The following is an 11352-nucleotide window of genomic DNA, read 5'->3' on the forward strand; positions in this document are numbered from 1 at the left end:
ACTCAGGGGGCGGGCATGCAGAGCGACGAATCGGCGCGCGGAAATAGCGAGTTCTCTCCGTACGCCACGGAAACGACACAAGACAGGAATACGGAAACCATGGCATTCAGTAACCACGACCGCGTCGGACACATGGTCCGAGCGCTGCCTGACGGGCTGCTCCCGCTCATTGAGCGAGAGATGGTCAAGCGTCAGGGCGATACGTGGTTCGAGGATGCCGAGGTTGAGGAGCGGGCGAAGGGGCGCAGCCTCGCGTCTAAGAGTGACCCTCAATTCCTGCTCAACTTGCTGCAGCGCTACTGGGGTTCTTACTTCCGTCATTCCCTTCCGGGCGCCGTTCGCGGGTACGCCAGCGAAGTCAATGACGTTCGCAATCGATGGGCCCACAACGCAAAGTTCTCCTCGGATGACACAGTGCGCGCCCTCGACACGGCGGAACGCCTGCTTGCCGCTGTTGGTGCTCCGGACGAACTCGTCGATCAGCTCCGAAAGTCACGCGTCGACCTCCAGCGCACCATGATCCAGGAGGAGACGAGGTCGAAGACGCGGCGCTTGGCCGCGATGCCGCGCATCCCTGCCGAGGGGCTCAAGCCGTGGCGAGAGGTTCTCGTCCCGCACGAAGATGTAGCGCGCGGTGGGTTCAACGCATCCGAGTTCGCGGCCAACCTTCACCGGGTCGCGAAGGGTGAAGGCGCTCCGGAATATACGGAGCCGGAAGCCTTCTTCCAGCGGACGTACCTCACCGAGGGCTTGCGTGACCTGCTCAACAAGTCGCTGCGCCGAATGGCCGGTGATGACAACGCCTCACCGACGGTGAACCTCCAGACGAACTTCGGCGGCGGCAAGACGCACTCGATGCTGGCGCTCTATCACGTCTTCGCGCCCGGACTCGAGGCTCATCGGTTGCCCCAAGAAATGCAGGAGCTAATAGCCTCGACACCTGCCAAGGCATTGCCGAAGGAGAAGGTCCGGCGCGCGGTGCTCGTCGGTACGGCGCTCGCTCCGGCGCAGGCCGAGGTGAAGCCGGACGGCACGAAGATCAACACCTTGTGGGGTGAGCTGGCCTGGCAGCTGGGTGGCCGGCAGGCGTACGACCTGATCGCCGAGTCCGACCAGAACCGCACCAGTCCCGGCGCTGAGCTGCTGCAGGATTTGCTCGCGGCGTACTCGCCGTGTCTCGTCCTGATTGACGAATGGGTCGTCTACGCGCGGCAGTTGATCGCCAATGACAACCTTGCTGGTGGAACCTTCGAGACACACTTCTCGTTCGCCCAGTCCCTCACCGAAGCGGTTGAGGCGGTGTCAGGTGCGCAGCTGGTGATGTCTATCCCCGCATCCGAGAAGGAGAACGGGAACGACACGACGGCCGATGCCGCGGAGATCGGCGGAGAAGCCGGCCAGATCGCCTTGGAGCGGCTCCAGAGCGTGATCCACCGCAAGGCGGATGCGTGGAGCCCCGCCAGCTCGGACGAGTCCTTCGAAATCGTCAGGCGCCGCCTCTTCGAGACGCCTTCCGGCGAGGCCCAGGTGGAGACCAACAAGGTCGCCCGCCTCTTCGCGAAGTTCTACGGGATGAACAAGTCGGACTTCCCGGCCGGGGTGGACACGACTGAGTACGAGAAGCGGATCAAGTCCACGTACCCAATCCATCCCGAGCTCTTCAGCCGCCTCTACGAGGACTGGTCGACGCTCGACCGATTCCAGCGCACTCGCGGTGTGCTTCGGCTGATGAGTGCTGTGATTCATGCGCTCTGGCAGAACGACAACAAGAGCCCCATGATCATGCCGGGTGATGTCCCGCTGGATGATCCCCGTGTAGTCAGCGAGCTCACCTACTACTTGGCGGACCGCTGGAAGCCGATCATCGACACCGACGTCGATGGGCCGGACTCAACGCCGGTCTCCGTGGACCAGGAGAAGACGGTCCTCGGGCAGCGAGCGGTGAGCCGCCGAATCGCACGTACCGTCTTCATGGGCTCTGCCCCCACGGTCAACGCCGCCAAGAAGGGGCTGTCCGACCCGTACATCCGGCTCGGGATGGCGATTCCCGGCGACACCTTGGGCAACTTCCGTACGGCGCTCAACGCGCTGGCGGACCGATCGACGTACCTGTATAGCGACTCGGACCGCTACTGGTTCGATACGCACGCCAACATCACGCGAACCGCGAAGGATGAAGCCGACCGACTCCTCGATCGGAACGACGACGTCTGGGCGGAGATTGTCCGGCGGCTCACGCCGATTCAAAACCGGCGAGGGGACTTCGGGGCGGTGCACATCGCACCGCAGCACACCAAGGATGTTCCAGACGTGGACCAGGCACGGCTGGTACTTCTCCACCCGAAGCATGTGTGCGCCGGAGGGAAGGCCGGACCTGATAGCCCCGGCCAGCAGTTCGCCAAGGAGCTGTTGTCTTCGCACGGGTCGAGCAATCGCAAGCATCAGAACATGCTGGTCTTCCTCGCGCCCGACAAGAAGGAACTCGGCACGCTCATGGAGGCCGTGCGTGAGTACCTCGGTTGGCAGAAGGTGCTGGACAGGCAGCTTGAGCTGGATCTCACCGAGAGCCAGCGTCGACAGGCTGAGACCCGGCGTGGCCAGGCTGATGAGAAGGTCGCGCTTCGTATCGGGGACACGTACCGCTGGGTACTCGTGCCGGAGCAGATCCCGGGTGAGCCGATCAGCTGGGAACAGCAGAAGGTGGACGCCGGCCATGCGGTTGATGCAGCAGTACGCACAGCCGAGCAGCTGAAGCGCGAGGCGATGCTGTACCTCCTGCAAGCCCCGTCCTTGCTGTACCAGAAGCTCACTGGCCCGCTGTCTCGAATATGGGATCAAGACGGGCACATAAGTGTGGGGCGCCTCTGGGAGCTCCAGACGGCGTTCCCGTACATGTACCGCCTTGTGAACCGGAGGGTGCTCGACCAGAGCATCGAGGATGTCCTGTCCATGGTGACGTGGGAGACGGAAGGCTTCGCCCTCGCCACGGGGTACGACGAGACGACGTGTCGGTACCAAGGACTTGTGCTTCCGGGAGGGAATGCACGGTTCGGCCAGATTACGGACGACACCCTCCTGGTGCGCGTGGACAAGGCACTCATCCAGCGTCAGCAGGATGAAGAGGCCGCTGCTGAGAAGCGCGCGAGTGTCGCGACTCCCGCTGTCCAGCAGGGTGGAACGTCTGCCGTCAATGTCAGCGTCGACGAGAACAACCGCAGGACTCCAGCGAGCGAAGTTGCGGAGCAGCCGGCACTCCCCAAGATCCCGACGCGCTTCTACGCCACCGCGCAACTCACCCCTGAGCAGTACAGCAAGAACGCCAGCAAGTACGTCCTGGAGATCCTTCAGCACCTCGACCTGATCGGGACCGACGTCGAAGTGAGCATTGAGATTCAGGCCAAGCGGGCCGACGGATTCCCGGAGGACAAGGTTCGGATCCTCAAGGAGAACGCCAACACCCTGAAGCTGAACGCTGAGTTCGAGATCGAGTAGCAGCGACGGGGGCTGCGGCCGTCGCGTGGGAGCGGCGGCCGCAGTGTGCGTTCTGCAGAAGTTCTGGAACCGGCCGCCGCGCCTGCAACTGCGACGCTAACCTGATCATCACAGTGGCGACGGGGGAGTGTTGGTGGCTGCACGGAACCGGGACAGGACAGTTCACTTCTACGAGATCGTGGACGCGAAGGCTCCCCGCGCGCGCATGGAACATCGCGGGTGGGCGGAGAGGCTCCAGGGCATCAGGGATCTGCCGGTTGCAGATCGGACGGTCAATGCCGGTGGAGAGACGCTGATCGGTGCTGTTGACCCGCTACAGCCGGCGCCGCACCTGCTGCTGGTGAAGGTCCGCAAGGATGCCCCGCAGTTGATCAATTTCGATGACGGGTCGCTCAGCCAGCTGCAGTTGGCGGCGAACCGTGGCTTGGTCGACGTGACGACTCTGTACTTCTTGCGGTTCGGGAACGTCATCGCCACGATGAGCGGCGGGATTTCAGCTCCCAGGGTTCGAGCCTTGCAGCGCTGGCTCAACGGCATGAACCTCATTGGGGAAGAGATTCAGCTGCGTCCGGTGGTCGACGCGCGGTCCCGTGACAAGCTCGCTCGGGCAGTGGCGGTGGATAGTCTCACGATTCGCGTGGAACCCGAGGCGTACGACAGCCCCTCGGCGCTCCGTAGCAGCTCCGACATCGGATCCGCGCTCAGCCAGATGCATGCGAGTTACCCGGACATGGTCATCACCCTGACCTTGGAAGTGCCGAAGAAGCGCAGGTGGAGCTGGCCGCGCCGGAGATCGAGGGGGCAGCGTCAGCTCCTCGACTCCACGAACGCCCTGTCCGCCGATATCGGTGACTGGCTCGACAACTCGGACGCGGTGCATACGGCGCGGGCGGCTGCACACGTGGAGGAGTGGCACGAGCAGGCGAACGACGAAAAGATCGACTTTGTGGCGGAGCGCATCACGGCGAAGTGCAGAGTGCCTCTTGAGGCGACGGATGGTCACGCTGTAGATCTCCACGTAGCCCTGACTGAATTGGCCCGCGTGGCACTGGAGCACGAGCGCACTCTCAGGGCCGCTGTCAGTGCCGAGGTCTAGGCTGAGGCGCGACGGGGAGAAGTAGTTCTTACTGGTCGCGCAGGGGGATTCGCGGTGCCTGGCATTGGGGACGGGGCGGGGAGACTGCTCAACAAGTGGCGCTCCAAGCCGAGTTTGGACTGGCTGATAGTCATCGTTTTCGTCGGTGCGCACTTTGCGTGGGTGCAATGGAGCGGTAGCGGCGATCTGCTGGGGCAGCCGAAGCTCGAGCAGCGACTGGAGATCTATACGACCGGTGCCACAGTGGTCGCAATTGTTGGCAGCTTCGTGATTGCGGCGATAGCGCAGTATTCGACTGCGTCGGGGCAGCGTATGAGGGCTCTAAGGGCAGCTGAACACCTCGCATCCCAGTTCCGGCGGAACTGGGTCAGCATCTTGTCGGCGACTCTGGTGATCGCGGGTGCTTGCCTGCTGGCTACGATCCTGGACGTCACAGAAGGCGATGGAGGCGGCGTCCACTGGTTGGTGGAAACTGCTCTGATCTTGGGGTCTGTACGTGCCCTTCGGCTGGTCTGGTTGTTCAATGCTGTGCTCTTCGCGTCGGACCTGGATCTGGCGGACCAGAATCCAGGTGCGACGCGTTCCGGGTCCTGAAGTGCACGGCTATGCGTCACCCGAATCCTGTAGCGGCAGACCTAACCGCCTGGCCGATGTCGAGGTAGGGAGGTGGAGGGGGCCGGGTGGGGCGGCGCTAGTCGCTACACCTCCTTGACGAAGTGATCGAACTCTCCGGCCTGGACGCCATGTGCGAAGGCGTCCCATTTGGCCTGTGTCGTGGTGACGACGACGTGGGGGGCGGAGGTTTCGCGCAGGTACACCAAGTCGCCATCACCAAGGGAGATTTCGATCCAGGGGCCCGGGCCTGTTGCGTCGTCGGGCACGGCCCGCTGCCAGGTGAGCTCCTCGGGAGTGTCCTCGGTCACCGGGCTGCCGCCTTCCGCTTGACCATGGAGAGGAGGGCGGCGAAGGCGTCGGGCGTGGCCGTGAGTATCGATTCGCTGGGGTCGGCGGACTCGGTTATGTGCACGAGGGTGGCGGAGTTGGCGGCGACGTGCAGGCACGATTCGCCCTCGCCGCAGTAGGAAGACTTCTGCCAGTTGTCGAGCTCGGCCATCGGTGCCTCTCAGGTGGTTTGGAGGATGTGGTGGATCAGGGCGCGTGATTCCACTTCGATCAGGCTCAGCGCCATGAGCCGGTCAAGGACGGTGCGGTATTTGGCCAGTTGGGACTCGGCGTCGAGGAGCGCGGGGCCGTGGGACTGGTCGAGTTGCACGGTGTCCAGTTCGGGCACGGGGCCGTGGACGTAGTAGATGGGTTGTCCCGATCCGGGGTAGCCGCCGGCGTCGAACGGGATGACGTGGATCGAGATGTTGGGGTGTTCGCCGAGCTTGAGCAGGTGCTTGAGCTGCTGGTGGGTGCAGTCTCGGCCGCCGAAGCGCATGTGGAGGGCGGCCTCGTGGATGACCGCCTGGTACGGGACTTGCGGGGCCCTGCTGTACAGGACCGCTTGTCGCTTGATCCGGAATGAGGCGCGATGTTCCACCTCGGCCGGTGACAGCTCGGGCACGACCTGTCGGAAGACCTCGCGGGCGTGGTCCATGGTCTGGAGCAGTCCTGGGATGCCGGCGGTGTGGGCGGTTCGCAGCGCCGTTCCGTGGTGCTCCAGTTCCGCGAGGTCGAGCAGCCCCGCCGGGAGGATGTCCCGGTACTCCTCCCACCAGCCGCGTTTGCGCTCTCCGGTCATCCCGGCGAGGGCATCGATCAGTTTCTTGTCGGGGCATTCGTACTGGCAGGCCAGGGTGCGTACGCGTTCGGCGCTCACGCCCAGGCGGCCCGTCTCCATGTTGCTGACCTGAGCCTGTTTCATGCCCAGGAGGCGGGCGGCGTCCGTCGACGTCAGTCCTGCCCGTTCACGCAGTCTGCGGAGTTCGGCGCCGAAGCGGAGTTGGCGGGCCGTCGGGGTGGACCTTACGGGCATGCCGTCGTTCCTCCGTGCTGTCGCGTCACCCACACGGGTGGCCGCAGTAATTATTGAGCGAACTGGGGTGAAGAATATACCCGAAGCCGCTACCTTCGGTCCCGGCGCCTCACCCAGAAGTACCCCGCTCGACGGAGCGACCTGGTCACTGGGCAACCTCCAACTCCCCTTCGAAACAAGGGAACCACCATGGACAAGGTATCCCCACCCTGGGCCTACACCATCCAACTGCCGCATGATCCACGCGCCCCCGGTATCGCCCGCGGTCTGCTCCGTCTGGTCCTTGAAGCACACGGTAGGAGCGAACTCACTGAGGAAGCAGAGCTGTTGGGGTCTGAGCTGCTGACCAACGCGCATCTGCACACCGCCGGCCCGTACGCGCTGCGGCTGGGGCCTGGCGCCCTCGACCCGGGGCGGGTCCGCGTGGCGGTCTGGGACGACGACCCCAAGGTTCCCGCAGGGTTCGAGCGGGGTGCGCCGCGTGCCGACGCGTGTGCGGAAGGCGGGCGCGGGCTGTTTCTCGTGCGGGCCTACGCGGATGACTGGGGTGCGTACTCGTTCCCGGACGGGCGGGGCGGGAAGCTGCTGTGGGCCGAGTGCGGGGGCGCGGGCCGGCGGGGCGGCGGTGCGGGGAGCGGGTCCGCCCTGTGCCGGTGACCGCAGCCTCCACGGCGTCCCGCCGGGAGCGACCGTCTGGCCGGATGGTGCAGCGCGAGCCCCGCCCGGGGTCGGTCGTCGGCGCTATCGTGGACGTGTTCCGCGCAGGAAGGGGCAGCGTCATGACGTCGGCGTACGACTACAGCGATCTGCACGAGCTCATCGACCGTCTGGAGCCGGAGCAGGCCGAAGAGGTACGGCGGCATGCGCTGCGTCTGGTGAAGCCCGCGCCGAGCCGGTTCCGGATACTGCGGAGTTTCGACGGCCCGCCGACCGATCTGGGAGCCCGGGCGAAGGACATCGCCCGGGAGGAGATCGGCGAGGACGATGCTGATCGTTGATACCGGACCGCTGGTCGCCTTCCTCAACCGCAACGATCCGGATCACGAGCGGTGTGCCGATCTGCTGGAGTCGTACGACGGTGAGCTGCTCGTCACGCCGTACGTGCTGACCGAGTGCTGCTACTTGGTGGGGAAGTACGTCGGGGCTGACGCGGAGATCAACCTGGTCGAGTCCGTGGCCGGCGGCGATCTGACGCAGGTATTTCCCGACGGCCAGGACATGGCGAGGATCGTGGAGCTGGTGCGCCGCTATCGGGGCTTTCCGCTGGGGATTGCGGATGCTTCGGTGATCGCGACGGCGGAGCGCCTGAAGGCGACGGAGGTGGCCACCTTGGATCACCGGCATTTCCGGGCGGTCACGCCGTCCCATGTCCCGGCGTTCACGTTGCTGCCGTGAGCGGCTTCGGCAGTGACCGCGGCCGTGGTCACCAATGTGGTCAGGTCACGGCGGCAGCGAGCCAGTGCTGAGCCAATGGAGGCGCCTGTCGGCGGTCGCCCTGTCGCTTCCCCCATCGTTCCGGGTGTCGTTTCCGGTGTCGTACTTGGAAGCGATACCCGAACGACGCCTGTACTACCGGGCGTTCGCAGGTCGCGGCGGGTGTCAGTGGCAAGCCGGCGGGGCCGACTGTATATCGGTATATCGGTGCAGATGAGCTTTCCGATCTACGTGGATGACGACCCGGGCCGGGTTGTAACGGCGCAGTCGGCGCATGGCTGACGTTCACTGTCGGCAGGCGATTTACTGCTGTTGCGTGCGGCGATGCTGGCCTGCGTGCGGGGCTGTCACGTCGGTGCGGCAAGCGCCCGGCAGGGAGCCGGGTTCGACCGCGTCGTCGGCGCCAGCGGGATTCCTGCGGCGGTTACGGACAGATCCAGATCGACCTGGGCGGCACGGATCGGCCAGCACTGGCGCTGGCCGATGCGGGATGGGAAGAACGCCTGGCTGCTGGGGGATTCCGCCGGCGGGCTTGCGAGCGAGGCGGAGCGGACAGCCTGCTTGGCCTGCGCGCCGTCCTGCCCCTGCTCCTATCACGGTCGTCCCGTCCGGCGTCCCACTTGGAAGGGAGCACCCGCGGCGCCCCTGCTTCCCTGTTCAGGGGCCGATCTGCCACGGAAATCCGGGCCAGCCTGCATATCGGCGGATGAACCTTGCCCGATCTGCTGTGGTCGACGTCGCAGCCAGGGGAACGCAACTACGAGTGATCATTTGGCACGATCGGCTGCTTCTTTCTCCATAGGAGGTGTGACCCGAACATCGTGCATCTCGATCGCCGAGGGCCCTCATACTCGCCCGCATCGTTCACCTCGCTGCGGAGGAACACATGACCGTGCCGCGTAAGAGCCGCCCTGCTGGCGACGATCCGAGCGACTCCGTGCCCGCGCTTGACAGCACCCGCCGCGTGGAGCGTCCATCGTCGACGGCGTCCGTCGGCACCGATATCGGCACATCAGTTTCCGTGCCGGTCCACGTGCAGAAGGCACGTCGAGCCGCACCGGTCACCGTGACGGTCCAGTACGTCCTCGTCGAAGGAGGCGACGGTGAAGCGCTCGCCAGACGTCAGGCCGCAGCCCTCCGCTACGCCCTGACCTGCCCATCCCACAGCGATGAACCGGAGACACCGGAACGCAGCGGGCGAAGAGACAGCGGCAACGAGCCGAACGAGGACAACAACAGAGCCGACCACCGCTAGACAAGAGACAGAAGGCACGATGAACGAACCGCCGCAGCCACCGACGCCACCGCCAACGCCGTCGGCTTCACCCGCCCACGCACCGGACCCGCTCGTGCAGGGCGCACCCCCAGGCACTCCCTGGGGCCCACCCGTGCCCGATGAAGCGCTGACCAGGGCCGCAGTGCCGGTGGCGTGGCTCGGCCGTACCTCTACCGAGGACTCTCAGGACCCGACACTCTCCCTGCCCCGCCAGCTCCGCAACGCCCGCGCCGCGCTTCCGCCCGGCTGGGTCATCGTGGCGCACTTCTACGACGTCGAGTCCGGGCGCAAGGATCTCGCCGCCCGCGGGCGCGGTCACGCCCACGAGAACTTCAGCATCCCCATCCCACGTGACGGCGGCATCGCCGATCTCCTGGACGAGGCCAAGAGCCCGGACCGTCGGTTCGCCGCCGTGATCTGCGAGTCAATTGAGCGTGTGGCGCGGCGCACGTACTTCGGTACGAAGATCGAGTTCGAGCTTGAGAGCCACGGTGTCGCACTGTGTGCCGCCGACGAACCGATCATGACCAACAGCAAGGCCAAGCGCGCCACTCCGACCCTCACCCGCCGGGTCAAACAAGCCGTTGCCGAGTGGTACGTGCTGCAGATGCTGGAGCTGTCCTGGGACGGCTTCATCGAGCACACCCAACAGGGCTGGAACGTCGGTAAGCCGCCCTACGGTTACGTTGCCGACCGCGTTCCTCACCCCGTGCCGGCCCGCCGTGCCGAAGGGCGAACCAAACACCGACTCCTGCCCGATCCGGTCTGTGGACCGGTGGTCACCGAGATCTTCCGGATGAGGGCACTCGAACGTCTCGGCTACCGGGCGATCGCCGAGCGCCTCAACCGTCACCTGGACAAGTGCCCGCCCCCTGCCGCCAACCGCGACGACGCCACCGTCGGCCACTGGACCGTGCAGTCCGTGCGCGGCATCCTGACCAACCCCAAGTACACCGGTTACCAGGTCTGGAACCGCAAGGCGCGAAAGAAGCGCGGCAACCGTGCTAACCCCGTCTCCGAATGGGTCTGGTCGCCGCAACCGGTGCACGAACCCCTCGTCACCCGGGAGTTGTTCAACGACGTCTGGGCTTATCGGGGGCGTCAGGGTTCTCGCAGCGGTGCCGAACCCAACAGCCATCCCGCCACCACCCGTACCTACCCGCTGCGTTCGTACGTCGTGTGCGCGCTGTGCGACCGCCGCATGTTCGGGAAAGTCAGCAAGGGGCACGCGCACTACGTCTGCTATCGCGACGAACTCCGGCGCAGCAAGGCCGACTGGTTCGATCGGCACCCGAAAGCCCTCTGGGTCAGCGAGAAGATCCTTCTCGGAGCCGTCCACTGGTTCTTTGCCGAGCGTGTCCTCGGCCCCGACCGCGAGCCGTACCTCCGTGCCCAGCTCGCCGCCGAAGCCGGGACGCAGCAGTGCCCGGGGCCGGTGGACGACAAGACTGCCGACCGTGTGGCCCGTCTTCGTGAACAGGTCGCGGTGCTGGGATGTCGACAGGAAGCCCTGCTCGACCAGCTCGCTGAGGAAGATGGCAACGGAGACCCTGAGACCACCAGGGCGTTCCGCCAGGGAATCCGCTCGCGCTACGACCGGCTCGACGCTGAACGTCGCGCCCTGACAGCAGAGCTGGGCACGCTGCTCCAGGCCGAGACTTCCGTGCCCGGCGGGCAGGCTCGGCAAGGGCTCTCAGACTCTGAGCTCATCAACCTCTTGCCCGTCCTCACCACCCGCTTCGCGGAGCTGCCCGAAGCCGCTCAACGCAAGCTCTACGACGCATTCCGGCTGGAGGTCCGCTACAACCGGATCCACCGCGAGATCGGGCTCACGGTCACGATTCCGGCCGCGCTCGCCGCCGATCTGGGTGAGCTGACCCGCCGCACGGTCATGCCGTCACCCGGCCACGCGCACGGTGACCAGCCAGGATTTGAGCGCCCCCGGCAGGACTCGAACCTGCGGCCAAGCGCTTAGAAGGCGCCTGCTCTATCCACTGAGCTACGGGGGCCGGTGTGTGGCCGGTGGCTTGGTCGGGGGATGTGGGGTGATCCGTGACCTTGCCGGGGACAAGGATA

General features: G+C 65.6%; 11 protein-coding genes and 1 tRNA gene. 8 read left to right on the forward strand and 4 right to left on the reverse strand.

Features of this window, described 5'->3' with window-relative positions:
* Nucleotides 1-15 precede the first annotated feature (15 nt).
* From ACOKM3_RS26750 to ACOKM3_RS26760, 3 genes are all read left to right on the forward strand, one after another.
* A complete protein-coding gene (locus ACOKM3_RS26750; protein ID WP_426903576.1) occupies nucleotides 16-3492 on the forward strand; it encodes a DUF499 domain-containing protein in 3477 nt (1158 codons plus the stop codon).
* Nucleotides 3493-3625: 133 nt separating this feature from the next.
* Complete coding sequence (locus ACOKM3_RS26755; RefSeq protein WP_426903577.1) at nucleotides 3626-4588, forward strand: hypothetical protein; 963 nt, start codon at nucleotides 3626-3628, stop codon at nucleotides 4586-4588.
* 54 nt (nucleotides 4589-4642) lie between these two features.
* Entirely contained in the window at nucleotides 4643-5182 is a 540-nt protein-coding gene (locus tag ACOKM3_RS26760; RefSeq protein ID WP_426903578.1) for a hypothetical protein, read from the forward strand.
* Nucleotides 5183-5286: 104 nt separating this feature from the next.
* On the opposite strand, the gene ACOKM3_RS26765 is transcribed toward ACOKM3_RS26760, so the two are convergent.
* Genes ACOKM3_RS26765 through ACOKM3_RS26775 form a run of 3 tightly spaced genes read right to left on the reverse strand, consistent with a single transcriptional unit; the run spans nucleotide 5287 to nucleotide 6566 of the window.
* Nucleotides 5287-5511 carry a DUF397 domain-containing protein gene (locus tag ACOKM3_RS26765; protein WP_426903579.1) on the reverse strand — a complete coding sequence of 75 codons (225 nt, stop codon included), beginning with the start codon at nucleotides 5509-5511 and terminating at the stop codon, nucleotides 5287-5289.
* Nucleotides 5508-5702, reverse strand: a complete 195-nt coding sequence (locus tag ACOKM3_RS26770; RefSeq protein WP_426903580.1) for a DUF397 domain-containing protein — start codon at nucleotides 5700-5702, stop codon at nucleotides 5508-5510. Before ACOKM3_RS26770 ends, ACOKM3_RS26765 begins: the two co-directional genes overlap by 4 nt.
* Nucleotides 5703-5711: 9 nt before the next feature.
* A complete protein-coding gene (locus ACOKM3_RS26775) occupies nucleotides 5712-6566 on the reverse strand; it encodes a helix-turn-helix domain-containing protein (protein WP_426903581.1) in 855 nt (284 codons plus the stop codon).
* A 189-nt stretch (nucleotides 6567-6755) separates the two neighbouring features.
* Here ACOKM3_RS26775 and ACOKM3_RS26780 point away from each other — a divergent pair, with 189 nt between their 5' ends.
* The 5 genes from ACOKM3_RS26780 (at nucleotide 6756) to ACOKM3_RS26800 (ending at nucleotide 11251) form a co-directional block, all read left to right on the forward strand.
* Entirely contained in the window at nucleotides 6756-7223 is a 468-nt protein-coding gene (locus tag ACOKM3_RS26780; protein WP_426903582.1) for an ATP-binding protein, read from the forward strand.
* Nucleotides 7224-7345: 122 nt separating this feature from the next.
* Nucleotides 7346-7564 carry a hypothetical protein gene (locus tag ACOKM3_RS26785; RefSeq protein WP_426903583.1) on the forward strand — a complete coding sequence of 73 codons (219 nt, stop codon included), beginning with the start codon at nucleotides 7346-7348 and terminating at the stop codon, nucleotides 7562-7564.
* Nucleotides 7551-7961 (forward strand): type II toxin-antitoxin system VapC family toxin, encoded by a 411-nt coding sequence (locus ACOKM3_RS26790; RefSeq protein ID WP_426903584.1) that lies wholly within the window; start codon nucleotides 7551-7553, stop codon nucleotides 7959-7961. Before ACOKM3_RS26785 ends, ACOKM3_RS26790 begins: the two co-directional genes overlap by 14 nt.
* A 925-nt stretch (nucleotides 7962-8886) precedes the next feature.
* Nucleotides 8887-9255 carry a hypothetical protein gene (locus tag ACOKM3_RS26795; RefSeq protein ID WP_426903585.1) on the forward strand — a complete coding sequence of 123 codons (369 nt, stop codon included), beginning with the start codon at nucleotides 8887-8889 and terminating at the stop codon, nucleotides 9253-9255.
* A gap of 817 nt (nucleotides 9256-10072) precedes the next feature.
* On the forward strand, nucleotides 10073-11251 hold the full coding sequence (locus tag ACOKM3_RS26800; protein WP_426906908.1) for a recombinase family protein: 1179 nt from the start codon (nucleotides 10073-10075) through the stop codon (nucleotides 11249-11251).
* Here ACOKM3_RS26800 and ACOKM3_RS26805 read toward each other — a convergent pair.
* Nucleotides 11213-11285: transfer RNA gene (locus ACOKM3_RS26805), tRNA-Arg, on the reverse strand. The two genes, ACOKM3_RS26800 and ACOKM3_RS26805, sit on opposite strands and share 39 nt — an antisense overlap.
* Nucleotides 11286-11352 lie beyond the last annotated feature (67 nt).

The organism is Streptomyces nidicola (assembly GCF_050106155.1).
GTDB lineage: Bacteria > Actinomycetota > Actinomycetes > Streptomycetales > Streptomycetaceae > Streptomyces.

Coding starts and splice junctions, on each gene's coding strand:
- ACOKM3_RS26770 (WP_426903580.1), bottom strand. CDS start 5,702: ATGGCCGAGCTCGACAACTGGCAGAAGTCTTCCTACTGCGGCGAGGGC.
- ACOKM3_RS26795 (WP_426903585.1), top strand. CDS start 8,887: ATGACCGTGCCGCGTAAGAGCCGCCCTGCTGGCGACGATCCGAGCGAC.
- ACOKM3_RS26790 (WP_426903584.1), top strand. CDS start 7,551: ATGCTGATCGTTGATACCGGACCGCTGGTCGCCTTCCTCAACCGCAAC.
- ACOKM3_RS26780 (WP_426903582.1), top strand. CDS start 6,756: ATGGACAAGGTATCCCCACCCTGGGCCTACACCATCCAACTGCCGCAT.
- ACOKM3_RS26750 (WP_426903576.1), top strand. CDS start 16: ATGCAGAGCGACGAATCGGCGCGCGGAAATAGCGAGTTCTCTCCGTAC.
- ACOKM3_RS26785 (WP_426903583.1), top strand. CDS start 7,346: ATGACGTCGGCGTACGACTACAGCGATCTGCACGAGCTCATCGACCGT.
- ACOKM3_RS26800 (WP_426906908.1), top strand. CDS start 10,073: ATGAGGGCACTCGAACGTCTCGGCTACCGGGCGATCGCCGAGCGCCTC.
- ACOKM3_RS26775 (WP_426903581.1), bottom strand. CDS start 6,566: ATGCCCGTAAGGTCCACCCCGACGGCCCGCCAACTCCGCTTCGGCGCC.